The sequence below is a fragment of the Sphingomonas phyllosphaerae genome (assembly GCA_036946405.1).
In the GTDB taxonomy this organism is placed as follows: Bacteria; Pseudomonadota; Alphaproteobacteria; order Sphingomonadales; family Sphingomonadaceae; genus Sphingomonas; species Sphingomonas phyllosphaerae_D.
In genome coordinates, this window is sequence record JAQIJC010000001.1 from 1,787,174 (window position 1) to 1,810,025 (window position 22,852).

General features: G+C 66.3%; 35 protein-coding genes and 1 tRNA gene. All 36 read left to right on the top strand.

Annotation, left to right across the window (positions count from 1 at the left end; translation table 11 throughout):
* The first annotated feature begins 192 nt into the window (after positions 1 to 192).
* The 36 genes from rplC (at position 193) to pncB (ending at position 22,847) form a co-directional block, all read left to right on the top strand.
* Positions 193 to 924, top strand: coding sequence for a 50S ribosomal protein L3 (gene rplC, locus PGN12_08545; GenBank protein MEH3103942.1), 732 nt, complete (start codon positions 193 to 195; stop codon positions 922 to 924).
* A gap of 3 nt (positions 925 to 927) precedes the next feature.
* Complete coding sequence (gene rplD / locus PGN12_08550) at positions 928 to 1,542, top strand: 50S ribosomal protein L4 (GenBank protein ID MEH3103943.1); 615 nt, start codon at positions 928 to 930, stop codon at positions 1,540 to 1,542.
* Positions 1,535 to 1,849, top strand: coding sequence for a 50S ribosomal protein L23 (locus PGN12_08555; GenBank protein ID MEH3103944.1), 315 nt, complete (start codon positions 1,535 to 1,537; stop codon positions 1,847 to 1,849). Before rplD ends, PGN12_08555 begins: the two co-directional genes overlap by 8 nt.
* Before the next feature lies 1 nt (position 1,850).
* Positions 1,851 to 2,684 carry a 50S ribosomal protein L2 gene (rplB, locus tag PGN12_08560; GenBank protein MEH3103945.1) on the top strand — a complete coding sequence of 278 codons (834 nt, stop codon included), beginning with the start codon at positions 1,851 to 1,853 and terminating at the stop codon, positions 2,682 to 2,684.
* Positions 2,684 to 2,959, top strand: a complete 276-nt coding sequence (gene rpsS / locus PGN12_08565; protein ID MEH3103946.1) for a 30S ribosomal protein S19 — start codon at positions 2,684 to 2,686, stop codon at positions 2,957 to 2,959. Before rplB ends, rpsS begins: the two co-directional genes overlap by 1 nt.
* On the top strand, positions 2,959 to 3,336 hold the full coding sequence (gene rplV, locus PGN12_08570; GenBank protein ID MEH3103947.1) for a 50S ribosomal protein L22: 378 nt from the start codon (positions 2,959 to 2,961) through the stop codon (positions 3,334 to 3,336). The genes rpsS and rplV overlap by 1 nt, the downstream gene beginning before the upstream one ends.
* Complete coding sequence (gene rpsC / locus PGN12_08575) at positions 3,336 to 4,043, top strand: 30S ribosomal protein S3 (GenBank protein MEH3103948.1); 708 nt, start codon at positions 3,336 to 3,338, stop codon at positions 4,041 to 4,043. The genes rplV and rpsC overlap by 1 nt, the downstream gene beginning before the upstream one ends.
* 12 nt (positions 4,044 to 4,055) lie before the next feature.
* Entirely contained in the window at positions 4,056 to 4,490 is a 435-nt protein-coding gene (gene rplP / locus PGN12_08580) for a 50S ribosomal protein L16 (GenBank protein ID MEH3103949.1), read from the top strand.
* Between the two features lies 1 nt (position 4,491).
* A complete protein-coding gene (rpmC, locus tag PGN12_08585) occupies positions 4,492 to 4,698 on the top strand; it encodes a 50S ribosomal protein L29 (protein ID MEH3103950.1) in 207 nt (68 codons plus the stop codon).
* Between the two features lie 11 nt (positions 4,699 to 4,709).
* Positions 4,710 to 4,982 (top strand): 30S ribosomal protein S17, encoded by a 273-nt coding sequence (gene rpsQ, locus PGN12_08590; GenBank protein MEH3103951.1) that lies wholly within the window; start codon positions 4,710 to 4,712, stop codon positions 4,980 to 4,982.
* A gap of 226 nt (positions 4,983 to 5,208) precedes the next feature.
* The gene (gene rplN / locus PGN12_08595) at positions 5,209 to 5,577 is read left to right on the top strand and encodes a 50S ribosomal protein L14 (GenBank protein MEH3103952.1); all 369 of its coding nucleotides are present in this window, start codon (positions 5,209 to 5,211) and stop codon (positions 5,575 to 5,577) included.
* Entirely contained in the window at positions 5,577 to 5,894 is a 318-nt protein-coding gene (gene rplX / locus PGN12_08600; GenBank protein MEH3103953.1) for a 50S ribosomal protein L24, read from the top strand. Before rplN ends, rplX begins: the two co-directional genes overlap by 1 nt.
* Positions 5,887 to 6,471, top strand: coding sequence for a 50S ribosomal protein L5 (gene rplE, locus PGN12_08605; protein MEH3103954.1), 585 nt, complete (start codon positions 5,887 to 5,889; stop codon positions 6,469 to 6,471). Before rplX ends, rplE begins: the two co-directional genes overlap by 8 nt.
* 35 nt (positions 6,472 to 6,506) lie before the next feature.
* A complete protein-coding gene (gene rpsN / locus PGN12_08610) occupies positions 6,507 to 6,812 on the top strand; it encodes a 30S ribosomal protein S14 (GenBank protein ID MEH3103955.1) in 306 nt (101 codons plus the stop codon).
* Positions 6,813 to 6,821: 9 nt separating this feature from the next.
* Positions 6,822 to 7,217, top strand: coding sequence for a 30S ribosomal protein S8 (gene rpsH / locus PGN12_08615; GenBank protein ID MEH3103956.1), 396 nt, complete (start codon positions 6,822 to 6,824; stop codon positions 7,215 to 7,217).
* Positions 7,217 to 7,750, top strand: coding sequence for a 50S ribosomal protein L6 (gene rplF, locus PGN12_08620; GenBank protein MEH3103957.1), 534 nt, complete (start codon positions 7,217 to 7,219; stop codon positions 7,748 to 7,750). Before rpsH ends, rplF begins: the two co-directional genes overlap by 1 nt.
* Complete coding sequence (rplR, locus tag PGN12_08625; GenBank protein ID MEH3103958.1) at positions 7,747 to 8,097, top strand: 50S ribosomal protein L18; 351 nt, start codon at positions 7,747 to 7,749, stop codon at positions 8,095 to 8,097. The genes rplF and rplR overlap by 4 nt, the downstream gene beginning before the upstream one ends.
* 3 nt (positions 8,098 to 8,100) lie before the next feature.
* Positions 8,101 to 8,871 (top strand): 30S ribosomal protein S5, encoded by a 771-nt coding sequence (rpsE, locus tag PGN12_08630; protein MEH3103959.1) that lies wholly within the window; start codon positions 8,101 to 8,103, stop codon positions 8,869 to 8,871.
* A gap of 6 nt (positions 8,872 to 8,877) precedes the next feature.
* The gene (gene rpmD / locus PGN12_08635) at positions 8,878 to 9,054 is read left to right on the top strand and encodes a 50S ribosomal protein L30 (protein MEH3103960.1); all 177 of its coding nucleotides are present in this window, start codon (positions 8,878 to 8,880) and stop codon (positions 9,052 to 9,054) included.
* A 208-nt stretch (positions 9,055 to 9,262) separates the two neighbouring features.
* The gene (gene rplO, locus PGN12_08640) at positions 9,263 to 9,784 is read left to right on the top strand and encodes a 50S ribosomal protein L15 (protein MEH3103961.1); all 522 of its coding nucleotides are present in this window, start codon (positions 9,263 to 9,265) and stop codon (positions 9,782 to 9,784) included.
* A 283-nt stretch (positions 9,785 to 10,067) separates the two neighbouring features.
* On the top strand, positions 10,068 to 11,414 hold the full coding sequence (gene secY / locus PGN12_08645) for a preprotein translocase subunit SecY (GenBank protein MEH3103962.1): 1,347 nt from the start codon (positions 10,068 to 10,070) through the stop codon (positions 11,412 to 11,414).
* A 43-nt stretch (positions 11,415 to 11,457) separates the two neighbouring features.
* The gene (locus tag PGN12_08650) at positions 11,458 to 12,114 is read left to right on the top strand and encodes an adenylate kinase (GenBank protein MEH3103963.1); all 657 of its coding nucleotides are present in this window, start codon (positions 11,458 to 11,460) and stop codon (positions 12,112 to 12,114) included.
* 241 nt (positions 12,115 to 12,355) lie between these two features.
* Positions 12,356 to 12,622: a hypothetical protein gene (locus PGN12_08655; GenBank protein MEH3103964.1), complete on the top strand. Its 267-nt coding sequence runs from the start codon at positions 12,356 to 12,358 to the stop codon at positions 12,620 to 12,622.
* Between the two features lie 165 nt (positions 12,623 to 12,787).
* Positions 12,788 to 13,156, top strand: coding sequence for a 30S ribosomal protein S13 (rpsM, locus tag PGN12_08660; GenBank protein ID MEH3103965.1), 369 nt, complete (start codon positions 12,788 to 12,790; stop codon positions 13,154 to 13,156).
* An 82-nt stretch (positions 13,157 to 13,238) separates the two neighbouring features.
* The gene (rpsK, locus tag PGN12_08665; protein ID MEH3103966.1) at positions 13,239 to 13,628 is read left to right on the top strand and encodes a 30S ribosomal protein S11; all 390 of its coding nucleotides are present in this window, start codon (positions 13,239 to 13,241) and stop codon (positions 13,626 to 13,628) included.
* Positions 13,629 to 13,722: 94 nt separating this feature from the next.
* Positions 13,723 to 14,787: a DNA-directed RNA polymerase subunit alpha gene (locus tag PGN12_08670; protein MEH3103967.1), complete on the top strand. Its 1,065-nt coding sequence runs from the start codon at positions 13,723 to 13,725 to the stop codon at positions 14,785 to 14,787.
* 259 nt (positions 14,788 to 15,046) lie between these two features.
* The gene (gene rplQ / locus PGN12_08675) at positions 15,047 to 15,472 is read left to right on the top strand and encodes a 50S ribosomal protein L17 (protein MEH3103968.1); all 426 of its coding nucleotides are present in this window, start codon (positions 15,047 to 15,049) and stop codon (positions 15,470 to 15,472) included.
* Positions 15,473 to 15,727: 255 nt separating this feature from the next.
* On the top strand, positions 15,728 to 15,922 hold the full coding sequence (locus tag PGN12_08680) for a ParD-like family protein (protein MEH3103969.1): 195 nt from the start codon (positions 15,728 to 15,730) through the stop codon (positions 15,920 to 15,922).
* 5 nt (positions 15,923 to 15,927) lie between these two features.
* Positions 15,928 to 16,707 (top strand): type I methionyl aminopeptidase, encoded by a 780-nt coding sequence (gene map, locus PGN12_08685; protein ID MEH3103970.1) that lies wholly within the window; start codon positions 15,928 to 15,930, stop codon positions 16,705 to 16,707.
* Positions 16,708 to 16,850: 143 nt separating this feature from the next.
* On the top strand, positions 16,851 to 18,404 hold the full coding sequence (gene guaA / locus PGN12_08690; GenBank protein ID MEH3103971.1) for a glutamine-hydrolyzing GMP synthase: 1,554 nt from the start codon (positions 16,851 to 16,853) through the stop codon (positions 18,402 to 18,404).
* Positions 18,405 to 18,825: 421 nt separating this feature from the next.
* Entirely contained in the window at positions 18,826 to 19,395 is a 570-nt protein-coding gene (locus tag PGN12_08695) for a hypothetical protein (protein MEH3103972.1), read from the top strand.
* 101 nt (positions 19,396 to 19,496) lie between these two features.
* Complete coding sequence (locus tag PGN12_08700) at positions 19,497 to 19,724, top strand: hypothetical protein (protein MEH3103973.1); 228 nt, start codon at positions 19,497 to 19,499, stop codon at positions 19,722 to 19,724.
* A gap of 36 nt (positions 19,725 to 19,760) precedes the next feature.
* Positions 19,761 to 20,108, top strand: a complete 348-nt coding sequence (locus tag PGN12_08705; GenBank protein ID MEH3103974.1) for an ArsC family reductase — start codon at positions 19,761 to 19,763, stop codon at positions 20,106 to 20,108.
* Positions 20,109 to 20,159: 51 nt separating this feature from the next.
* A tRNA-Arg gene (locus tag PGN12_08710) sits at positions 20,160 to 20,236 on the top strand.
* A 20-nt stretch (positions 20,237 to 20,256) separates the two neighbouring features.
* A complete protein-coding gene (locus tag PGN12_08715; GenBank protein MEH3103975.1) occupies positions 20,257 to 21,540 on the top strand; it encodes an Hsp70 family protein in 1,284 nt (427 codons plus the stop codon).
* Positions 21,541 to 21,542: 2 nt separating this feature from the next.
* Positions 21,543 to 22,847, top strand: a complete 1,305-nt coding sequence (pncB, locus tag PGN12_08720) for a nicotinate phosphoribosyltransferase (GenBank protein ID MEH3103976.1) — start codon at positions 21,543 to 21,545, stop codon at positions 22,845 to 22,847.
* Positions 22,848 to 22,852: the final 5 nt, after the last annotated feature.

Here is a 22,852-nt window from a genome sequence, read left to right on the forward strand (position 1 = left end):
TGAGATACCGCCGGTCGCTTTCGGGTGACCGGGTCCAGCGTCTCCCGTCTGCTCTCCCGTCGTGGAGAGCGCCCAGCCCGGGACGGGGGCACGCTTCGCTATTCCGGGCCGGACTGATCCGCGGCGCAAGCCGTGGGTCGCAAGCACCCTGGGGATGGGCTTCAGGGTGCCTCTGTCAAGGAGCAAGGGATCATGCGTACTGGCGTGATCGCGAAGAAAATGGGGATGACCCGCCTGTTCCAGGACGACGGCCGCCACGTGCCGGTCACCGTCCTGCAGATCGAGGCGCTTCAGGTCGTCGCCCGTCGCGAAAATGACCGGGACGGCTACACCGCCGTCCAGCTTGGTGCAGGTGTCGCCAAGGCCAAGAACGTTGCCAAGCCGCAGCGCGGCCACTTCGGCAAGGCCGAGGTCGAGCCGAAGGCGATCGTCCACGAATTCCGCGTGAGCGAAGAGAACCTCCTCGACGTCGGGGCCGAACTGTCGGCCGATCACTATGTCGCCGGCCAGCTGGTCGACATCCAGGGTCGCACGCAGGGCAAGGGCTTCGCCGGCGCCATGAAGCGCTGGAACTTCGGCGGTCTGCGCGCCACGCACGGCGTGTCGGTCAGCCATCGTTCGCATGGTTCGACGGGTAACCGTCAGGATCCGGGTCGCGTCTTCAAGAACAAGAAGATGGCCGGCCATATGGGCGACAAGAACCGTACGCAGCAGAACCTCGAGATCGTCGGCACCGACGTCGAGCGTGGCCTGATCTTCGTGAAGGGTTCGGTCCCCGGCTCGAAGGGCGGCTGGCTGTTCGTCAAGGACGCCGTCAAGCAGGCCCGTCATGAGAGCGCGCCGTTCCCGGCGTCGATCAAGGCGGCCAACAACAATGTTTCCGCAGACCCTGCTCCGGCAGCTGCCGAGAGCCAGGAGGGCTAAGAAGTGAAGGTCAAGATTTCTTCCTTCGCCGGCACCGATACGGGCGAAGTCGAGCTCAACGACGAGGTCTTCGGCCTCGATCCGCGCGCCGACATCCTGCACCGCGTCGTGACCTGGCAGCTCGAGAAGCGTCGCGCCACCGCGCGCGGCACCCGCGAGCGTTCGGATGTCGCGCGGTCGGGCAAGAAGCTCGGTCGTCAGAAGGGCGGCGGCGTCGCCCGTCACGGCGATCGTCGTGCTCCGGTGTTCATCGGCGGCGGTAAGGCGCACGGCGCCCGCGTCCGCGATTTCAACCCGGGCCTGAACAAGAAGATCCGCGCGCTGGGTCTGAAGATGGCGCTCAGCAGCCACGCCAAGGCGGGGTCGCTGATCGTCCTGGAGGGCTTCGAGGTCGCCAAGACCAAGGAGCTGAAGGGGCATTTCGCGGGGCTCAACACGGGCAAGCGCACGCTGGTGATCGACGGCGAGGCGGGCGAAGGCTTCCGCGCCGGTCGCAACCTTCCGGGTGTGGACCTGCTCCCCGCCGTGGGCGCCAACGTCTACGACATCATCAAGGCTGACACGCTGGTGCTGACGCGCGCGGCGGTCGAGAAGCTGGAGGCGCGCTTCAATGGCTAAGCCGGCAAAGGCGATCGACAACCGTCATTATGACGTGATTGTCGCGCCGCACATCACCGAGAAGGCGACCCTGCTCTCCGAGCAGAACGCGGTGGTCTTCAAGGTCGCCAACAAGGCGACCAAGCCCGAGATCAAGGCGGCCGTGGAAGCGCTGTTCGACGTCAGCGTCGTCAGCGTCAACACGATCGTCCAGAAGGGCAAGACCAAGCGTTGGAAGGGTGCGCCCTACCAGCGGTCCGACATGAAGAAGGCGATCGTCACGCTCCGCGAGGGGCAGTCGATCGACGTTACCGAGGGGGCCAAGTAAGATGGCACTCAAGCATTATAACCCGACCTCGCCGGCGCAGCGCGGCCTGATCCTCGTCGACAAGTCGTCGCTGTGGAAGGGCAAGCCCGTCAAGGCGCTGACCGAAGGCAAGCGCAAGACTGGCGGCCGCAACAACAAGGGCCACGTGACCTCGCGCGGCATCGCGGGCGGCCACAAGCAGCGTTACCGCTTCATCGACTTCAAGCGTCGGAAGTGGGACGTCGACGGCACCGTCGAGCGGCTGGAATATGACCCCAACCGCACCGCGTTCATCGCGCTGATCTCCTATCCGGACGGCGAGCAGGCGTATATCATCGCGCCGCAGCGTCTGGCGGTCGGCGACAAGGTCGTCGCGGGCAAGAAGACCGACGTGAAGCCGGGCAACGCGATGGAGCTGGGCCAGATGCCGGTCGGCACGATCGTCCACAACGTCGAGATGAAGCCCGGCAAGGGCGGTCAGATCGCGCGTTCGGCAGGCACCTATGTGCAGGTCGTCGGTCGCGACCGCGGCATGGTCATCGTCCGCCTGAACTCGGGCGAGCAGCGCTACATCCATGGCGACTGCATGGCGACGGTCGGTGCGGTGTCGAACCCGGACAACCAGAACCAGAACCTCGGCAAGGCCGGTCGTTCGCGCTGGCTGGGCTCGCGCCCGTTGACGCGCGGCGTGGCGAAGAACCCGGTCGACCACCCGCACGGCGGTGGTGAAGGCCGGACCTCGGGCGGTCGTCATCCGGTGACGCCGTGGGGCAAGCCGACCAAGGGTGCGCGCACGCGCCACAACAAGGCGACGGACAAGATGATCATCCGTAGCCGTCACGCGAGGAAGAAGTAATGGCGCGCTCCGTCTGGAAGGGCCCGTTCGTTGAACTGAGCCTGCTCAAGAAGGCCGAAGTCGCGCAGGATTCGGGCGGCCGCGCGCCGATCAAGACCTGGTCGCGTCGCTCCACCATCCTGCCGCAGTTCATCGGCCTGACCTTCACCGTCTATAACGGCCGCAAGTTCGTGCCGGTGACGGTGAACGAGGACATGGTCGGCATGAAGCTCGGCGAATTCGCGCCGACCCGGTATTTCCCCGGTCACGCGGCTGACAAGAAGGGCAAGCGCTGATGAGCAAGCCTGCATCCCCCCGCAAGGTCGGCGAGAAGGAAGCCCTCTCGGTCGGCACGCAGATCCGTGGTTCGGCGCAGAAGCTGGGCCTGGTCGCCGCGCTGATCCGTGGCCGCTCGGCCGCCGATGCGATGAACATCCTCGCCTTCTCGAAGAAGTCGATGGCGGTTGACGCACGCAAGGTGCTGGCCTCAGCCATCGCCAATGCCGAGAACAACCACAACCTCGACGTCGACGCACTGGTCGTCGCCGAGGCGTCGGTCGGCAAGTCGATCACCATGAAGCGGTTCGCCACGCGCGGCCGCGGCAAGTCCACCCGCATCCTGAAGCCGTTCTCGCGGCTGCGGATCGTCGTGCGCGAGCAGGAAGAAGCCTAATGGGTCACAAGAGCAACCCGATCGGTCTGCGCCTGCAGATCAACCGCACCTGGGACAGCCGCTGGTTCGCCGAGGGCGCGGATTACAAGAAGCTGCTGCTGGAGGATCTGAAGATCCGCCAGTACATCCTGAAGACGCTGCCGCAGGCGGCGATCTCCAAGGTGGTGATCGACCGTCCGGCCAAGCTGTGCCGGATCTCGATCTTCGCGGCCCGCCCCGGTGTCATCATCGGCAAGAAGGGCTCGGACATCGAGAAGCTGCGCAAGACGCTCGGCGCGATGACCAGCTCGGACGTGTCGCTGAACATCGTCGAAATCCGTAAGCCGGAAGTCGATGCCAAGCTCATCGCGCAGGGCATCGCCGACCAGCTCGAGCGTCGTATCGCGTTCCGCCGCGCCATGAAGCGCGCGGTGCAGTCCGCGATGCGGCTCGGCGCCGACGGCATCAAGGTCTATTGCGGTGGCCGTCTGGGCGGCGCGGAAATCGCGCGTTCGGAGAGCTATCGTGAAGGCCGCGTGCCGCTCCACACGCTGCGCGCCAACATCGATTACGCCCATGCCGAAGCGCACACCGCGTACGGCGTCTGCGGCGTGAAGGTGTGGGTGTTCAAGGGCGAGATCCTCGGTCACGACCCGTTCGCCACCGATCGTCTCATGATGGAGGCCCAGACCTCCGGCGTGCGCCCGGCGCGCGACGACCGTCGCTAAGGATTAACGGACATGCTGCAACCGAAGCGCACCAAGTTCCGCAAGGCGTTCAAGGGCCGTATCCACGGCGACGCCAAGGGCGGTACGTCGCTGAACTTCGGCTCCTATGGCCTCAAGGCGATGGAGCCGGACCGTATCACCGCGCGTCAGATCGAGGCGGCCCGCCGCGCGATCACGCGTCACATCAAGCGCCAGGGGCGTCTGTGGATCCGCGTGTTCCCGGACGTGCCGGTGTCGAGCAAGCCCGCCGAAGTCCGCATGGGCTCGGGTAAGGGTTCGCCGGAATTCTGGGCCGCGCGCGTCAAGCCGGGCCGGATCCTGTTCGAGCTCGACGGTGTCGAAGGGCCGCTGGCCGCGGAGGCGTTCGAGCGCGCCGCGATGAAGCTGCCGATCAAGACCAAGGTCGTGGCGCGCCTCGGCGACACCTCGCACCTGGGAGGCGAGTAAGATGGCGAACAAGACCGACTATAACGGGCAGAGCGACGACCAGCTCGCCGAGAGCCTGGGCAACCTGAAGCGCGAGCAGTTCAACCTGCGCTTCCAGGCGGCGACCAGCCAGCTCGAGAAGCCGAGCCGCGTGCGTGAGGTCCGCAAGGACATCGCCCGCATCAAGACCCTTCAGACGCAGCGCAACGCTGCGGCTGCGGCCAAGTAAGAGGACGACACATGCCGAAGCGCGTGCTGACCGGAGTGATCGTCTCCGACAAGGGCGAGAAGACGGTGGTCGTGAACGTGGAGCGCAAGGTCAAGCACCCGCTCTACGGCAAGATCATCCGCCGTTCGAAGAAGTATCACGCCCATGACGAGGCGAACGAGTATAAGGCTGGCGAGACGGTGCGCATCGAAGAGATCGCGCCGATGTCGAAGCTGAAGACCTGGAAGGTTCTGGACCGTGTGAACACGCACGTGGCCCCGGACCGGGTCGACGTCGACGCGTAAGCGTCGGTGACCGAGTGCCTCGCACCGTTTCGTGCAGGGTCCGTCCGACCGGGCGGAGACCACATGAGCGGGCGGGGGACGACGTGGGATGGGGGGCTTGCCTTCCATCGGCGGAGCGGCTACCGGGCTGCTCCCCCTGGCGCGGGCCAAGCCCGCCGCCGGGGGTCGTTTTTTATAGGCGGGGTTGGGTCGGTATCCACCCCATGAGCGAGAAGGAAGCGGATCGATGATCCAGATGCAGTCCAATCTCGACGTCGCTGACAACAGCGGCGCGAAGCGGGTGCAGTGCATCAAGGTGCTTGGCGGGTCCAAGCGCCGCACGGCCAGCGTCGGCGACATCATCGTCGTCAGCGTCAAGGAAGCGCAGCCGCGTGGCCGCGTGAAGAAGGGCGACGTTCACCGCGCGGTGATCGTGCGTACCGCCAAGGACATCCGTCGCGCCGACGGCTCGGTGATCCGTTTCGACGGCAACGCCGCGGTGCTGGTCAACAAGAACGAGGAGCCGATCGGCACCCGTATCTTCGGCCCGGTGGTGCGTGAACTGCGCGGCAAGAAGCACATGAAGATCATCTCGCTCGCGCCGGAGGTGCTGTAATGGCCGCCGCGAAGATCAAGAAGGGCGATCAGGTCATCGTCCTGTCTGGCAAGGACAAGGGCAAGACCGGCACCGTGACCGCGTCGATGCCGCGTGACGGCAAGGTGATCGTGGGCGGCGTCAACGTCGCGACCCGTCACCGCAAGCCGAGCCAGGCGAACCCGCAGGGCGGTCTCGAGAAGATCGAGGCGCCGCTGCACATCTCGAAGGTGGCGCACGTCACCGCCGACGGCAAGCCGACCCGCGTTCGTTTCGAGACGCAGGACGGCAAGAAGGTCCGCGTCGCCGTCAAGACCGGGGAGAAGATCGATGGCTGATGCCTACAAGCCCCGCATGAAGGCGATCTATGACGATCGCATCGTCGCGGCGATGACCGAGAAGTTCGGTTACAAGAATGCGCTGGAGATCCCGCGCATCGAGAAGATCGTGCTCAACATGGGCGTGGGCGAAGCGACGCAGGACAAGAAGCGCGTCGACCAGGCCGCGTCGGAAATGGAGCTGATCGCGGGCCAGAAGCCGGTGATCACCAAGGCGAAGAAGTCGATCGCGCAGTTCAAGCTGCGTGAGGGCATGCCGATCGGCGTCAAGGTGACGCTGCGTCGCGAGCGCATGTACGAGTTCCTCGACCGCTTCATCACCATCGCGCTCCCGCGCGTCCGCGACTTTCGCGGGCTGAACCCGAAGAGCTTCGACGGCCGCGGCAATTACGCCTGCGGCATCAAGGAGCAGATCGTGTTCCCGGAGATCAGCTATGACCGCGTCGACAAGGTGCGCGGCATGGATGTGATCGTGACCACGAGCGCGAAGACCGACGACGAGGCGCGCGAGCTGCTGCGTCTGTTCGGCTTCCCGTTCCCGATCGAGGAAGAAACGACCGAGAAGAAGGCGGCATGACCGCGCTTCTGGTCTGATAGAGAGAGCTTAAGTCCATGGCGAAACTGAGTTCCGTGAACAAGAACGAGCGTCGCAAGAAGCTGGTGGCGCAGTACGCGCCCAAGCTGGCGAAGCTGAAGGCGCAGGCCAACGACCAGTCGCTGGATGAGACCGAGCGTCTCATCGCGCGGCTGAAGATGGCCGAGCTGCCGCGCAACGCGAACCCCACGCGTATCCGCAACCGCTGCGCGCTGACCGGTCGTCCGCGTGCCTACTACCGCAAGTTCGGGCTTGCCCGTGTGATGCTGCGCGATCTGGCCAACAAGGGCCTGATCCCGGGTCTCACCAAGTCGAGCTGGTAAGGACGTAAGATGGCAGTGACCGATCCCCTGGGTGACCTGCTCACCCGTATCCGCAACGGCCAGCGCGCGCGCAAGGACAGCGTCCTTTCGCCGTCGTCGAAGCTGCGTGTCCGCGTGCTCGACGTGCTCCAGCGCGAAGGCTATATCCGTGGCTATTCCGAAGAGCAGATGGGCCCCGCCGCCGGCGTGCGCATCGAGCTGAAGTATTTCGAGGGCCAGCCCGCGATCAAGCATGTCGCGCGCGTCTCCAAGCCCGGCCGCCGCATCTACAGCGGGTCGCAGGACCTGCCGCGCGTGATGAACGGCCTGGGCATCACCATCGTCTCGACGCCACGCGGCGTGCTTTCCGATGCGGAAGCGCGCGAGCAGAACGTCGGCGGCGAAGTGCTGGCGGAGGTGTTCTGATGAGCCGTATCGGCAAGAAGGCGGTCCAGATTCCTTCGGGCGTCACCGCAACCCGCAACGGCAACGAGCTGTCGGTCAAGGGCCCGAAGGGCACCCTGTCGATGCCGCTGTCGGACCTGATCACCTATGACGTCCAGTCGGACGCGATCGGTGTGCAGCCGGCCAACGACACCAAGCGCGCCCGTGCCTTCTGGGGCATGCAGCGCACGATGGTGCAGAACCTGGTCACCGGCGTGACCGAGGGCTTCACCAAGAAGCTCCTCATCACCGGCGTCGGCTATCGCGCCGCGGCGCAGGGCAAGACCCTGAAGCTGCAGCTCGGCTACAGCCACGACGTCAACATCGACGTGCCGGAAGGCATCGAGGTGAAGACGCCGGACGCCACCACCGTCGAGATCAGCGGTGCCGACAAGCAGCGCGTGGGTCAGCTCGCCGCCGAAGTCCGCCGCTGGCGCAAGCCGGAGCCGTACAAGGGCAAGGGCATCAAGTACGACGGCGAGTATATCTTCCGTAAGGAAGGGAAGAAGAAGTGACCAAGGGTCTTTCGCTTTTCGAGAAGCGGCGTCGCCGCAACCGTACCGCGCTCCGTGCGCGGGCGGGCACCCGTCCGCGCCTGTCGGTGCATCGTTCGGGCAAGCACATCTATGCGCAGGTCATCGACGACGCGCAGGGCCGCACCGTGGCCTCGGCGTCGACGCTGTCCAACCATGACGGCAAGACCGCCACGGCCGAGGCGGCGTCCGCCGTCGGCAAGCGCGTCGCCGAAGCGGCCAAGGCCGCCGGCGTCACGCAGGTTGTCTTCGATCGTGGCGGCTTCCTGTTTCACGGCCGCGTGAAGGCGCTGGCCGAGGCAGCGCGCGAAGCCGGACTGGAGTTCTAAGACATGGCTGACGAGAACAACCAGCAGCCGCAGGCTGTGGAGAACGAAGCCGCAGCAGCGCCGCAGGACGGCAATGCGGGCGGTTACCAGGGCGGTGGCGAGCGCGGTGCGCGCGGCGGCCGCGGCCGCGGCGGCCCGGGTGGCGGTCGCGGTGGCCCGGGTGGCAATCGTGGCGGTGGCCGTGATGGCCGTGGCGGGCGTCGTGACGACCGTCGCGGTGGGCAGGACGACGGCGGCGAGGAGCTGATCGAGAAGCTGGTCCACATCAACCGCGTCTCAAAGACGGTGAAGGGCGGCAAGCGCTTCGGCTTCGCGGCGCTGGTCGTCGTGGGCGACGGCAAGGGCCGCGTCGGCTTCGGTCACGGCAAGGCGCGCGAGGTGCCGGAGGCGATCTCGAAGGCGACCGCCGCTGCCAAGAAGAAGATGATGCGCGTGCCGCTGAAGGAAGGCCGCACGCTGCACCATGACGGCAACGGCCACTTCGGTGCCGGCCGCGTCACCGTCCGCTCGGCGCCGCAGGGCACCGGGATCATCGCGGGCGGCCCGATGCGCGCCGTCTTCGAGAGCCTGGGCGTGCACGACGTGGTGACCAAGTCGGTCGGTACGTCGAACCCGTACAACATGATCCGTGCGACGTTCGAGGCGCTGGGCAACCAGACCTCGCCGAAGTCGGTGGCACAGCGTCGCGGCAAGAAGATTGCCGACCTGCTGGGCCGGGCGCACGGTGCCGATGCGCAGACCGCCGAGGCGGATGCCGCGGCCGTGGTGGAGTAAGGCGACATGGCGACCATCAAGGTGAAGCAGACCGGATCGCCGATCCGGCGCACCAAGGACCAGCGCGCGACCCTCGTCGGGCTGGGCCTGAACAAGATGCACAAGGTGTCCGAACTCGAAGATACCGAGTCGGTCCGCGGCATGATCCGCAAGGTGCAGCACATGGTCGAGGTGGTGGACTGACATCGTCATCCCCGCGCAGGCGGGGATCCATGGCTGTCTCAAGGGAAGATCGCCGGAGCGGCGAGCCATCCTGATGACGGACAGAGACATGGGCCCCTGCCTGCGCGGGGGCGACGGTTACCGGCCAAGACTTGAAACCTACGGGCAAGGGGGCTAACCGGCCCCCTTCCTTATTTCAGCGCGTAAAAAGCGAAAGCGAGTGCATAACATGAAGCTCAACGAACTCAGCGACAACCAGGGCGCCCGTCACCGCAAGATCCGCGTCGGTCGCGGCATCGGCTCGGGCAAGGGCAAGACCGGCGGCCGCGGCGTCAAGGGGCAGAAGAGCCGCGAAGGCGTGTCGATCGCCGGCTTCGAGGGCGGCCAGATGCCGCTCCACATGCGGCTGCCGAAGCGCGGCTTCAACAACATCTTCGCCAAGGATTATGCCGAGGTGAACCTGGGCGCGATCCAGAAGGCGATCGATTCGGGCAAGCTGACCGGCACCGACATCGACCACGCCGCGCTGAAGGCCGCCGGCCTCGCGCGGGGTGGCAAGGACGGCGTCCGCCTGCTCGCCAAGGGCGAGTATTCGGCGAAGCTGAACTTCACCGTAGCGGGCGTCTCGGCGTCGGCGCGCGAAGCGGTCGAGAAGGCGGGTGGCTCGGTCACCGTGCCGGAGATCGTGCCGGCCGCGGAGAAGGCCAAGGCCAAGCACCGCACCGCGCAGGCCGCGCGCAAGCAGGCGTAATCGGGGAGGAGCGGGCGACCCGATCGTCCGCTCCTTTTTCGTCATGCCGGACGCGTTCCGGCATCCACGGTGCCACAAGATCCATCGACGATGGATGTGCGGTGCGGTGGACCCCGGAACAGGTCCGGGGTGACGGGTCGTTATGGGCAGGCTCCCGATCGAACCGTTCTTTCGCGTTCCGCATTCCCGACCGGGTTAGACAAGGCGCGCCAAGCGCCTATATGAGCGGCGGGGCGGTATAAACGCATCCCGCCGTTCTTCGTTTCCAGGATACACCGACACGATGGCATCCGCAGCCGACCAGATGGCGCAGAGCATCAGCCTCGCGAAATTCTCGCAGGCTACCGACCTCAAGAAGCGACTGTGGTTCACGATCGGCGCGCTGATCGTCTTCCGTCTGCTCAGCTACGTTCCGCTGCCGGGGATCGACCCGACGCAGCTCGGCGTGCTGGCCGAGCGGATGAAGGGCGGCGTGCTCGACTTCTTCAACACTTTCTCGGGCGGCTCGCTGTCGCGCGCGTCGCTGATCGCGCTGGGCGTGATGCCGTACATCACGGCGTCGATCGTCGTGCAGCTCGCGACCTCGCTGAGCCCGCAGCTCGCCGCGATCAAGAAGGAAGGCGAATCGGGGCGCAAGAAGCTCAACCAGTACACCCGCTACGGCACCGTCGGCCTGACCGCGGTGCAGGGCTATTTCATCGCGCGCGGGCTGGAGGCCGGCGGCGCGGTGATCGAGCCGGGGATGCTGTTCCGCGTCGGGGCGGTGATCTCGCTGATCGGCGGAACGATGTTCCTGATGTGGCTGGGTGAGCAGATCACCAGCCGCGGCATCGGCAATGGCGTGTCGCTGATCATCATGGCCGGCATCGTCGCGCATCTGCCGACGACGCTGCTCAACCTTCTGGAAGGTGGCCGTTCCGGCTCGACCAGCGCGGTGTCGATCATCGCGATCGTGGTCGTCGTCGTCGGGCTGATCCTGCTGATCTGCTTCATGGAGCGCGCGCAGCGCCGGATCCTGATCCAATATCCCAAGCGCCAGACGCAGCGCGGGATGCAGGCCGATCGCAGCCACCTGCCGCTCAAGATCAACACCGCGGGCGTGATCCCTCCGATCTTCGCTTCGTCGCTGCTGCTGCTGCCGCTGACGATCACGCAGTTCGCGGGCAATCGCGTCGCGGGCGAAAGCCGCTTCGGCGACATCCTGATCGGGCTGAACCAGTATCTCCAGCACGGCTCGCCGGTGTACATGGCGCTCTATGCCGCCGGCATCATCTTCTTCTCGTTCTTCTACACCGCGGTGGTGTTCAACCCCGAGGAAACCGCCGAGAACCTGAAGCGCTACGGCGGGTTCATCCCGGGCATCCGCCCCGGCAAGAACACCGAGAGCTATTTCGATTACGTGCTGACCCGCATCACCGTGATCGGCGCGGCCTATCTGACCTTCATCTGCGTGGTGCCGGAATATCTGGTGTCGGCGCTGTCGATCCCCTTCTATCTGGGCGGGACCAGCCTGCTGATCGTCGTCAACGTGACGATGGATACGGTGACGCAGATCCAGTCGCATCTGCTGGCGCACCAATATGGCGATCTCATCAAGAAGGCGAAGCTGAAGGGCACGCGCCGCCGCTGAGGCAAAGACGCCCGGCAGGGACGGGCGCAAAGGGGAGAGTTCGGTGAACATCATTCTGCTGGGGCCGCCGGGAGCGGGCAAGGGAACCCAGGCGCAGCGATTGGTCGAGCATCACGGGATGGTGCAGCTGTCGACCGGCGACATGCTGCGCGCTGCGGTCAAGGCCGGCACGCCGGTCGGCCTGCAGGCGAAGGCGGTGATGGAAGCCGGCGAGCTGGTCAGCGACGCGATCGTCTCGGCGCTGATCGGCGAGCGACTAGACGCCGGCACCGCGAACGGTGCAATCTTCGATGGCTATCCGCGCACCGCCGCGCAGGCCGATGCACTCGACCTGCTGCTCGACGAACGCGGGCAGAAGCTCGATGCCGTCATCGAACTGGAAGTCGACGAGGATGCGCTCGTCGAGCGGATCGTCGGGCGGTTCACCTGCGGCAATTGCGGCGCGGGCTACCACGACCGGTTCAAGCAGCCGAAGGTCGAGGGCACCTGCGACGTCTGCGGCGCACACGAATTCAAGCGCCGCCCGGACGATAACGAGGAGACGGTCCGCACCCGGATGACCGAGTATCGCGCCAAGACGGCGCCGATCATTCCGATCTACGAGGCGCGCGGGCTGGTTTCGCGCGTCGACGGCATGGGGGCGATGGATGCCGTCTCTGCCGCGATCGAGTCGATCCTCGGTAAGGTGCCGGCGCAATAAGTGACGGAAATGTCATGGTCGCGTAAGGCGATCGTGGGGTGAAGGCGCGTAGAGACGATCGGGTCGGCAGCGCGGAAACACGCTGCCCCGTCGCACCTCTCCCAGAGGCGACGGCATCGATCGTCGCCTGAACTCCCGAAGGGCGGCGATGGCCGGCGGAGGTTCCCTGTCCTCCGCCGGCCCTTTCTTTTTCGCGCGATGCGGGTGGTTCTCGTTCAACGCTTCGGCCACAAGGCCGGGCATGGACGCACTTTCCGCCTTCGGACTTTTTGCCGTCAGTCTGACGCTGATCTGCTACGCGCTGGAGGCGCGGGCGGCGTTCTGGACGTTGCTGTTCGCGATCGGGTGCCTGCTGGGATCGGCTTACGGCTTCCTGCAAGGCGCATGGCCGTTCGGGCTGGTCGAACTGGCATGGTTCGTCGTCGCGCTGCGGCGCTGGGTTCAGCTGCGCCGGGTCGAGGGCGAGCGGCGGAACCCATCGCTTGACACGACGTTACCGCCCGCCTAACCGCTCTTCCTTCCAACCCACCGAATCCCGGCGGCACGTTCGTGTCTGCCGTCTTGCCGCGTTCGCGGCGATGGCTCGGGGAAGCGGCGGGGCGGAAATGCAATGCGACGAGATGGGGTGCGTGGCAGCCATGCCGCATCCCGTGGAGCACAGGAGAAAAAGTTCATGGCACGTATCGCGGGTGTCAATATCCCGACCAACAAGCGCGTTCTGATCGCGCTGACCTATATTCACGGCATCGGTCCGGCCAAGGCGCTGGAAATCACCACTAAGCTGAACATCGCCGCCGATCGTCGCGTGCAGGACCTGAGCGATCAGGAAGTGTTGCAGATCCGCGAGACGATCGACGCCGACCACACGGTCGAGGGTGATCTTCGTCGCGAAACCGCGATGAACATCAAGCGTCTGATGGATCTGGCCTGCTACCGCGGCCTGCGCCACCGCAAGGGTCTGCCGGTCCGCGGCCAGCGCACGCACACCAACGCGCGCACCCGTAAGGGCAAGGCCAAGCCGATCGCTGGGAAGAAGAAGTAAGCGCGAGCGCTCTTCCTCTCCGTTGGCCGGTTGCAGGTTCGCGCCTCCCGGCCACGTTGTAAGATAAGGTCAGGAATACCATATGGCACAGGCACCGCAGCGCATTCGTCGGCGCGAGCGCAAGAACATCACCGCAGGCGTCGCGCACGTGAACGCCAGCTTCAACAACACCATGATCACCATCACCGATGCGCAGGGCAATGCGATCAGCTGGTCGTCGGCCGGCATGATGGGCTTCAAGGGCAGCCGTAAGTCGACCCCGTACGCGGCGCAGGTCGCCGCGGAAGACGCGGGCAAGAAGGCTGCCGAGCACGGCGTCCGCACGATCGAGGTCGAGGTCAAGGGCCCGGGTTCGGGCCGCGAATCGGCATTGCGCGCGCTGCAGGCGGTCGGGTTCCAGATCACGTCGATCCGCGACGTGACCTCGATCCCGCACAACGGCGTCCGTCCGTCCAAGCGCCGTCGCGTCTGACGATCACGCTTCGCGTGGCCGCTGACGAGCGGCCACGTTCATTACCCGGCCGTGCGCGTCCCCCGCGCCCGGCCCAACCCCAGGGGACGAGAGCTTGTCTGTCAACGCAAAGAACTGGCAAGAACTGAAGAAGCCCAACCAGCTCGAAAAGAAGAGCGGTGACGGCAAGCGCAAGGCGACGTTCATCGCCGAACCGCTGGAGCGGGGCTTTGGCCTGACGCTCGGCAACGCGCTGCGGCGCGTGCTGTTGTCGTCGCTGCAAGGTGCGGCGGTGACCTCGATCAAGATCGAGAACGTGCTGCACGAGTTCAGCTCGCTGGCGGGCGTCCGCGAGGACGTGACCGACATCGTCCTGAACGTGAAGCAGATCGCGCTGAAGATGCAGGGCGAAGGCCCGAAGCGGCTCCAGCTGTCCGCGACCGGCCCGGCCGAGGTGAAGGCAGGCGACATTGCGGTGTCGGGCGATATCGAGGTGATGAACCCCGATCTGGTGATCTGCCACCTCGACGAGGGCGCGACGTTCAACATGGAACTGACCGCCGATGTCGGTAAGGGCTATGTCGCGGCGGTCAACAACCGCCCGGCGGATGCGCCGATCGGCCTGATCCCGGTCGACGCACTCTACTCGCCGGTCCGTCAGGTGTCGTACAAGGTCGACCCGACCCGCGTCGGGCAGGACCTCGATTACGACAAGCTGACGCTGACGATCGAGACCGACGGCACCGTCACCCCGGAAGACGCGGTCGGCTATGCCGGGCGCATCCTTCAGGACCAGCTGGCGCTGTTCGTCCACTTCGACGATTCGTCGGTGACGCGGTCGGCGCCGATCGGCGTTGCCGCGCCGGCGGCGACGGGTGGCGAGGCCCCGAGCGACACCGCGCAGATCAACCGTTACCTGCTCAAGAAGGTCGACGAGCTGGAACTGTCGGTCCGTTCGGCGAACTGCCTCAAGAACGACAACATCATCTATATCGGCGATCTGGTCGGCAAGACCGAGGCCGAGATGCTGCGCACGCCGAACTTCGGCCGCAAGTCGCTCAACGAGATCAAGGAAGTGCTGTCGTCGATGGGGCTGCGGCTTGGGATGGAAATCCCCGGCTGGCCGCCCGAGAACATCGAGGAGGTCGCCAAGAAGCTCGAGCAGGAGATTATGGGGTGATCGCAGTGGATTAGCGCAAGCTAATCCACGCCGCGGCGATCACCTCGGCCGGCGGGAGCCGAACGGCTACCGACCGACGACGCGGCTCCGCCGCGTCGCCACCCGGTCTCATCCTGCGACAACAACCGGCGTCCCGAGCGCCGAACCAGACATGGGCCCCTGCCTCCGCAAGGGCGACGGTTTTTCCGGTGAGCCACCGTCCTCACCTGTCCCGGGGTTCCGTCGAACGGCCCCCTGACGAACGAGAAGGAAGACTATCATGCGCCATCGTGTAGGCGGTCGTAAGCTCCAGCGGACCTCGGCACATCGCATCGCGCTGTTCCGCAACATGTCGGCCGCGCTCATCAAGCATGAGCAGATCACCACGACCGTCGCCAAGGCGAAGGAACTGCGTCCGTACATCGAGAAGCTGGTGACGCTCGGCAAGAAGGGCGGCCTGTCGAACCGCCGTCTGGCGCACGCCCGACTGCTCGACGACGCGCAGCTGGTCAAGCTGTTCGACGTGCTCGCCAAGCGCTACGCCGACCGCAACGGCGGCTATACCCGCATCATCAAGGCCGGCATCCGTGCATCGGACGCCTCGCCGATGGCGATCATCGAATTCGTCGATCGCGACGTCGCGGCCAAGGGGCAGGATTCTGGCCCGGTCGTGAGCGACGACGAGGATTTCGACGCCGCCGCCTGATCGGGCGACCGCGCTGAAACGAACAGGCCGCTCCGGCAACGGGGCGGCCTTTTTCGTTTGCCGTGAATTGTGGCGCGCCGGCCGCCCCACACCGTCATTCCCGCAAAAGCGTGAATCCAGACGCGCGAGCGTCGCGCCTCTCTCGAGACGATATGGGTTCTGGATTCCCGCCTGCGCGGGAATGACGGATTGAGTGACAACCCACCATCCACACCATATACGGTTCGTATGTTAATAACCCCGTGGAGAAGTTGTGTGGGCATTGTGAAGATCGACGATCACCTCCACGAGGAAGCGCGGCGCGTCAGCGCGGTGATGTGCCGCTCGATCAATGCGCAGGCGGAATTCTGGATGAAGATCGGAATGCTCGCCGAGGCGAACCCGACCCTGTCGTTCAACGAGATCGTCGCCCGCGAGTGCGCTGCCGTGCCGATCGCGACCGCCGCATGACCGCGATCCTCAAGACCCCCGACGAGCTGGCGCTGATGCGCGAGTCCGGCCGGTTGCTCGCGCAGGTGTTCACGATGCTTGATCGCGAGACGCTCGCCGGCCAGTCGACGCTGGCGATCAACGACCGGGTCGAGCGCTACATCGTCGACGAACTCCACGCGCGTCCCGCCAGCAAGGGCCAGTATGATTTCGCGTTCGTGCTCAACAGCTCGATCAACCAGGTCGTCTGCCACGGCGTGCCGAACGACGCCGACGTGATCCGCGACGGCGACATCGTCAATCTCGACATCACGCTGGAGAAGAACGGTTTCATCGCTGATTCGAGCAAGACCTATCTGGTCGGCGAGGTCGCGCCCGCCGCGCGTCGGCTGGTGCGCGTCGCGCAGGAGGCGATGTGGAAGGGGATCGCGCAGGTCCGCGCCGGCGCGCGGCTCGGCGACGTCGGCGCGGCGATCGACCGCCACGCCAAGCAGCACGGCTATGCGGTGGTTCGCGACTTCTGCGGCCACGGCATCGGCCGCGAGATGCACGAGGCGCCCGAGGTGCTCAACTACGGACGCCCCGGCACCGGCCCGGTGCTGCACGAGGGCATGACCTTCACGGTCGAGCCGATGGTCAATCAGGGGACGCGCAAGGTCGCGACGCGCGACGACGGCTGGACGGTCGTCACCGGCGACGGCAAGCTCTCCGCGCAATTCGAGCATACGGTGGCAGTGACGGCGACCGGCGTCGAGGTGCTGACGCTGCGCGACGGCGAGGCGGTGCCGAAGGGCGTGCGCGGCTGACCGTTTCGTCGCCCCGGACTTGATCCGGGGTCCCGCTTCTTCTTCCTGCTGTCGGACGTAAGAAGCCGGATGCCGGATCAAGTCCGGCATGACCGCGAAGAGGCCCTCTTTCCCCCTGCGCGCCATCCCGCTACAGGCCCGCCATGGAGCATCCCGACAACATCCTCATCGTCGATTTCGGCAGCCAGGTGACCCAGCTGATCGCGCGTCGCGTGCGCGAGGCGGGGGTCTATAGCGAGGTCGCGCCCTTCCAGTCCGCCGCCGAGGCGTTCGCGCGGCTGAAGCCCAAAGGTGTCATCCTGTCGGGCGGCCCCGCGTCGGTGGTCGACGACAATAGCCCGCGTGCGCCGCAGGAGATCTTCGACGCCGGCGTGCCGGTGCTCGGCATCTGCTATGGCCAGCAGGTGATGAACACCCAGCTCGGCGGGCGGGTCGAAAAGGGCATGTCGGGCGAGTTCGGGCTGGCGTTCGTCGAGGTCGACCAAGGCTGCGCGTTGTTCGACGGGCTGTGGCAGGCCGGCGAGAAGCATCAGGTGTGGATGAGCCACGGCGACCATGTCGCGGCGCTCGCCCCCGGCTTCGCCCCCGTCGCCTCGTCGCCCGGCGCGCCTTTCGCGATCACCGCCGACGAGACGCGCCGCTTCTACGGGCTGCAATTCCATCCGGAGGTGGTCCACACGCCCGATGGCGCGAAGCTGATCGCCAATTTCGCGCGCCATGTCTGCGGACTGGCGGGCGACTGGACGATGGCGGAGTTCCGCACCGTCAAGATCGCCGAGATCCGCGCGCAGGTCGGCGACAAGCGTGTGATCTGCGGCCTGTCGGGCGGGGTCGACTCGGCGGTCGCGGCGGTGCTGATCCACGAGGCGATCGGCGAGCAGCTCACCTGCGTGTTCGTCGACGGCGGCATCCTGCGTCAGGGCGAGGCCGAGCAGGTCGTCGGGCTGTTCCGCGGTGCCTATAACATTCCGCTGGTGCACGTTCAGGCGCAGGACCTGTTCATGGACGGGCTGGCCGGCGTCACCGACCCGGAGGCGAAGCGCAAGTTCATCGGCAAGACCTTCATCGACGTGTTCGAGGCCGAGGCGAAGAAGATCGGCGGCGCAGACTTCCTCGCGCAAGGCACGCTCTATCCGGACGTGATCGAGAGCGTCAGCTTCACCGGCGGTCCGTCGGTGACGATCAAGAGCCATCACAATGTCGGCGGGCTGCCCGAGCGGATGAACATGAAGCTCGTCGAGCCGCTGCGCGAATTGTTCAAGGACGAGGTCCGCGCGCTCGGCCGCGAGCTGGGGCTGCCCGAGGTGTTCGTCAGCCGCCATCCGTTCCCGGGGCCGGGGCTCGCGATCCGCATCCCCGGCGAGGTGACGCGCGAGCGCTGCGACATCCTGCGCAAGGTCGATGCGATCTATCTGGAGGAAATCCGCAACGCCGGGCTCTACGACACGATCTGGCAGGCGTTCGCGGTGCTGCTGCCGGTGCGCTCGGTGGGCGTGATGGGCGACGGGCGGACCTATGACAGCGTACTGGCGTTGCGCGCAGTGACCTCGGTCGACGGCATGACCGCCGAGGCGTTTGAGTTTCCCGGCGGCTTCCTGCCGCGCGTCGCGACGCGGATCATCAACGAGGTGAAGGGCGTCAACCGCGTCACCTACGACTATACCTCCAAGCCGCCCGGCACGATCGAGTGGGAATGATGACGCCACGCCCATGCGGGGCATGGGCGTGGCGTCATCATTCGGTGCCGAAAGGCACCGTAATGGACCCGCGATCCCGCGGGGCGGGATCGCGGCCACATCATTCGGCATCGCGATGCCGCTGGGCCGCAACGGATGACGTGGCAGGACAAGATCGAGGCCACGTCGTCCGGCGAAAGGCCCAATCGTCTGACGGCCTAGACGATGATCCATCTAAGCTGAAGCGTCGCCCCGGCGAAGGCCGGGGCCCAGTTGGGGGACGCTGATGATGGAGGTAGCGCCTTGTTTCGCGGGCCTTCCCAACTGGGCCTGGCCTTCCTCGGGGTGACAATGGGAAACGGTTCAGGCCGGGTGGATCAAACATTAGTGACCGCTGCCGTCTGATCGTGCCACAATCGGCGCGACCATGATGGATTGACCGATGATCGCCGCACTCCTGTCCTTCGCGCTGCAAGCCGCGCCGCTGCAACAGCTCCCCGACAAACCGCAATATCGCGGACAGGGGCAGATGGCGCTGTTCGACATGATTTGTGGTCGAGTTTTCCCGGATGACGCACGGATCGCGACAGCGCTGGCCAGGATGCCCGGCGTCCGCGCGCTGACCCCGGAGGAGTTGCGCATCTATCTGAAGGACGATCCGGGCCGCGGCTGGGTCATGTCGGCGGGCAGCAGCCGGATCGTCGTGACGATTGAATCGCCGCCGATCCATTCCTGTGCGGTGCGGATCGACAACACGGATGGCGTGATCGACGACGGCAAGTGGCAGCAACTGCTCACCGCAGCGCAGGCACGCAGCGGCGGCGGGTTCCTGACGCTACCGCCGCAGACATTCGTGGTCGGCGACATCCGTTCGCAGGCGAGCGGTGTGCAGAAGCAGGGCGTCGGCGGCGCGGCGGAGGCGATCTACCTGATCCGCAGCACCCCGAAAAAGCCCGGGTTCGGGACGGAAATCCGCATGGTGCGGCAGCTGGTGGCACCGCAGGCGCGGTAAATGCCATGAGGCTCTTGCGCTCATCGCCCCCGCTCGCATCCTTATGCAGCCTGACCCTCGCTTGTGCCACGCCCGCGGCCGGCATCCGGTTTGACCTCGCATTGCGTGAGAAGGACGGCGCGTGCGTCACCACATTCGAGGGGCGTGACTTCGACAACGCCGAGGTGCTGGAAATTGCTCGTAGCCGGGTGAGGAAGACCCGCGAGGCGCAGGTCGCCACGAAGGCAGCCGATATGCCGTGGCGGTGCGTCGCCGGACTGATCTACCGGTTGCAAATGGCGGGGTTCGAGAAGATCAACTTCGCCGCGCTTTCTCCCTCGCGCCGCTAGCCGGCGATCCTCCCTCCATGCACGGACCGGACTCTCATGCCCGTCACCCTCTACGGCATTCCCAATTGCGACACCGTCAAGAAGGCGCGCACGTGGCTCGCCGAACACGACATCGCGCATACCTTCCACGACTATAAGAAGGCTGGTGTCGACGAGCAGGCGCTCGACACGTGGATCGCGCAGCTCGGCTGGGAGCCGCTGCTCAACCGCGCCGGCACCACCTTCCGCAAGCTGCCCGACACCGACAAGACCGACATCGACACCGTGAAGGCGCGCGCGCTGATGATCGCGCATCCGTCCACGATCAAGCGCCCGGTGCTGGTCGACGGCGACCGAATCGAGGTAGGCTTCAAGCCGGAACGCTACGCCGCGCTGTTCGCGTGACCCGCTTCGCCGTTGACCGGAGGCGTGCGGAAACCTAGGAAATCCGCCCGTGCCCCCGTAGCTCAGCAGGATAGAGCGACGGTTTCCTAAACCGCAGGCCGTGAGTTCGAATCTCGCCGGGGGCACCACACCTGCGACGGAGCAAGACGTGGCGCGTGCGCTCGGACTCGATTTCGGCACCACCAACACCGTCGTTGCGCTCGCCGAGGACGATGACGCGCGGTTGGTCGAGTTCGCCGGCAAGGAAGCGACCGGCGCGGTGTTCCGCTCGGCCTTATGCTTCTGGGAAGACGAACAGGGCTGGAACGGCGTCGCCAGCGAGGCGGGGCCGTGGGCGATCGCCGAATATCTGGAGGCGCCGCTCGACAGCCGCTTTGTCCAGTCGTTCAAGACCGTCGCCGCCAGCCCGCTGTTCGAGCGGACGACGATCTTCAACCGCCAGATGCGCTTCGAGGATCTCGGCCGGCTGTTGCTCCAGAAGCTGGTGCGCCATGCCGGCGGGCAACTTGACGACCGCCCCGCGCGCGTGATCGTCGGGCGGCCGGTCGAATATGCCGGCGCGCGCCCCGACGCGGCGCTGGCGCGACAGCGCTACGACCTGATGCTGCGCGAATTCGGTGCGGAGGTGCATTACGTCTACGAACCGCTCGGCGCGGCGCATAGCTTCGCGTCGCGGCTGATCGAGCCGGCGACGATCCTCGTTGCGGATTTCGGCGGCGGGACGACCGACTTCTCGCTGGTGCGCGTCGCCGCACCTGGGGCGGAGCGGCGCTGCGTCCCGCTCGCCTCGACCGGCGTCGGGATCGCCGGCGACCGCTTCGACCAACGGATCGTCTCGCAGCTGGTGCTGCCGCTTCTGGGGAAGGGCGGACAATATCGCTCGTTCGGCAAGGTGCTCGACATCCCCGGCGGCTTCTTCAACGACGTCGCGGACTGGTCGCGGCTGGCGATGATGCGCAACCGCCGCACGCTCGAGGAATTGCGCAAGCTGCAACGCGACGCGCTCGATCCCGAGGCGATCGGGCGGATGATCGCGCTGGTCGAGGAGGAGCAGGGCTTCCCGCTCTACGACGCGGTCGGCAAGCTCAAGCGCGCGCTGTCGGGCGCCGACCATGCCGAATTCGCGTTCGAGGGCGGCGGGATCCGCATCGCCGCCGACGTGACCCGCGCCGATTTCGAGCGCTGGATCGCCGACGATCTCGTCCGCATCGAGGCGGCGCTCGACGCGGCACTGGCGCGCGGCGGGGTGGAGGCGGGGGCGATCGACCGCGTGTTCCTGACCGGCGGTTCGTCGCTGATCCCGGCGATCCGCGCGATCTTCGACCGCCGTTTCGGCGCGGCGCGGATCGCGACCGGCGGCGAGCTGACCTCGATCGCGCACGGCCTCGCGCTGATCGGCGCCGAGCCCGACATCACGCCCTGGGAGGCGTGACGATGGTCTATACCGACATCGCGACGCGCACCTGGGATCACGGCTGGCGGCTCGACCCGATCGTGCGCAGCCTGCTCGACACCGATTTCTACAAGCTGCTGATGCTGCAACTGATCTGGCGGCGGCATCCAACCACGCACGCCACCTTCGCGCTCATCAACCGCACGCACAGCGTCCGGCTCGCCGAGGTGATCGACGAGGGCGAGTTGCGCGCGCAGCTCGACCACGCGCGGGGGCTGCGCTTCACCAAGAAGGAGCTGATCTGGCTGGCGGGCAACAGCTTCTATGGCGAGGCACGGATGTTCGGGCCCGATTTCCTCGCATGGCTCGCCGACTTTCGCCTGCCCGACTATGAGCTGCGCACCGTCGACGGCCAGCTCGAGCTGCATTTCGACGGGCCCTGGATGTGCACGACGATGTGGGAGATCCCCGCGCTCGCGATCGTCAACGAATTGCGCGCGCGCGCTGCGCTGCGCGGCAAGGGCCGCTTCACGCTCGACGTCCTTTACGCGCGCGCCAAGGCGAAATTGTGGGAGAAGGTCGAGCGGTTGCAGGACCTGCCCGACCTCGCGCTGTCGGACTTCGGCACCCGCCGCCGCCACGGCTTCCTGTGGCAGCGCTGGTGCGTCGAGGCGCTCAAGGAAGGGCTGGGCAAGCGTTTCATCGGCACGTCGAACGTGCTGCTGGCGATGGACCACGATCTGGAGGCGATCGGCACCAACGCGCACGAACTGCCGATGGTCGCCGCCGCGCTCGCGCCCGACGATGTCGCGCTTGCGCAGGCGCCGTATCAGGTGCTCGACGAATGGCGGCAGGCCTATGGTGGCAATCTGCTGATCGCGCTGCCCGATGCGTTCGGCACCGCCGCCTTCCTGCGCGACGCGCCCGACTGGGTGGCGGACTGGACCGGCTTCCGCCCCGACAGCGCGCCGCCGATCGCGGCCGGCGAGCGGATCATCGCGTGGTGGCAGGCGCATGGCCGCGATCCGTGCGAGAAACTGCTGATCTTCTCCGACGGCATGGACACGGAGTCGATCGCGGCCACCTATCGCCATTTCCACGGCCGGGTGCGGATGAGCTTCGGCTGGGGCACCAACCTCACCAACGACTTCCGCGGCTGCGACCCGGATGACGCGACCGGGCTGGAGCCGATCTCGCTGGTCTGCAAGGTGGTGAGCGCCGACGGGCGCCCGGCGGTCAAACTGTCCGACAATCCCGCCAAGGCGACCGGCACGCCCGACGAAATCGCCCGCTACCTCCGCGTGTTCGGCGACGAAGCGCGCGCCGCGGTGCCGGTGGCGGTGTAGAAATC

Excerpts from the sequence above, each read along its gene's own strand:
- PGN12_08555 (MEH3103944.1), top strand. The coding sequence starts at position 1,535 with ATGGCTAAGCCGGCAAAGGCGATCGACAACCGTCATTATGACGTGATT.
- rplQ (MEH3103968.1), top strand. The coding sequence starts at position 15,047 with ATGCGCCATCGTGTAGGCGGTCGTAAGCTCCAGCGGACCTCGGCACAT.
- rpsQ (MEH3103951.1), top strand. The coding sequence starts at position 4,710 with ATGCCGAAGCGCGTGCTGACCGGAGTGATCGTCTCCGACAAGGGCGAG.
- rplP (MEH3103949.1), top strand. The coding sequence starts at position 4,056 with ATGCTGCAACCGAAGCGCACCAAGTTCCGCAAGGCGTTCAAGGGCCGT.
- PGN12_08655 (MEH3103964.1), top strand. The coding sequence starts at position 12,356 with ATGGACGCACTTTCCGCCTTCGGACTTTTTGCCGTCAGTCTGACGCTG.
- rplX (MEH3103953.1), top strand. The coding sequence starts at position 5,577 with ATGGCCGCCGCGAAGATCAAGAAGGGCGATCAGGTCATCGTCCTGTCT.
- rpmC (MEH3103950.1), top strand. The coding sequence starts at position 4,492 with ATGGCGAACAAGACCGACTATAACGGGCAGAGCGACGACCAGCTCGCC.
- rpsC (MEH3103948.1), top strand. The coding sequence starts at position 3,336 with ATGGGTCACAAGAGCAACCCGATCGGTCTGCGCCTGCAGATCAACCGC.
- PGN12_08695 (MEH3103972.1), top strand. The coding sequence starts at position 18,826 with ATGATCGCCGCACTCCTGTCCTTCGCGCTGCAAGCCGCGCCGCTGCAA.
- rplV (MEH3103947.1), top strand. The coding sequence starts at position 2,959 with ATGAGCAAGCCTGCATCCCCCCGCAAGGTCGGCGAGAAGGAAGCCCTC.
- secY (MEH3103962.1), top strand. The coding sequence starts at position 10,068 with ATGGCATCCGCAGCCGACCAGATGGCGCAGAGCATCAGCCTCGCGAAA.
- rplB (MEH3103945.1), top strand. The coding sequence starts at position 1,851 with ATGGCACTCAAGCATTATAACCCGACCTCGCCGGCGCAGCGCGGCCTG.
- rpsK (MEH3103966.1), top strand. The coding sequence starts at position 13,239 with ATGGCACAGGCACCGCAGCGCATTCGTCGGCGCGAGCGCAAGAACATC.
- rpsS (MEH3103946.1), top strand. The coding sequence starts at position 2,684 with ATGGCGCGCTCCGTCTGGAAGGGCCCGTTCGTTGAACTGAGCCTGCTC.
- PGN12_08705 (MEH3103974.1), top strand. The coding sequence starts at position 19,761 with ATGCCCGTCACCCTCTACGGCATTCCCAATTGCGACACCGTCAAGAAG.
- rplN (MEH3103952.1), top strand. The coding sequence starts at position 5,209 with ATGATCCAGATGCAGTCCAATCTCGACGTCGCTGACAACAGCGGCGCG.
- rpsM (MEH3103965.1), top strand. The coding sequence starts at position 12,788 with ATGGCACGTATCGCGGGTGTCAATATCCCGACCAACAAGCGCGTTCTG.
- rpsH (MEH3103956.1), top strand. The coding sequence starts at position 6,822 with ATGGCAGTGACCGATCCCCTGGGTGACCTGCTCACCCGTATCCGCAAC.
- rpsE (MEH3103959.1), top strand. The coding sequence starts at position 8,101 with ATGGCTGACGAGAACAACCAGCAGCCGCAGGCTGTGGAGAACGAAGCC.
- rplC (MEH3103942.1), top strand. The coding sequence starts at position 193 with ATGCGTACTGGCGTGATCGCGAAGAAAATGGGGATGACCCGCCTGTTC.
- rpmD (MEH3103960.1), top strand. The coding sequence starts at position 8,878 with ATGGCGACCATCAAGGTGAAGCAGACCGGATCGCCGATCCGGCGCACC.
- rpsN (MEH3103955.1), top strand. The coding sequence starts at position 6,507 with ATGGCGAAACTGAGTTCCGTGAACAAGAACGAGCGTCGCAAGAAGCTG.
- pncB (MEH3103976.1), top strand. The coding sequence starts at position 21,543 with ATGGTCTATACCGACATCGCGACGCGCACCTGGGATCACGGCTGGCGG.
- rplE (MEH3103954.1), top strand. The coding sequence starts at position 5,887 with ATGGCTGATGCCTACAAGCCCCGCATGAAGGCGATCTATGACGATCGC.
- rplO (MEH3103961.1), top strand. The coding sequence starts at position 9,263 with ATGAAGCTCAACGAACTCAGCGACAACCAGGGCGCCCGTCACCGCAAG.
- rplF (MEH3103957.1), top strand. The coding sequence starts at position 7,217 with ATGAGCCGTATCGGCAAGAAGGCGGTCCAGATTCCTTCGGGCGTCACC.
- guaA (MEH3103971.1), top strand. The coding sequence starts at position 16,851 with ATGGAGCATCCCGACAACATCCTCATCGTCGATTTCGGCAGCCAGGTG.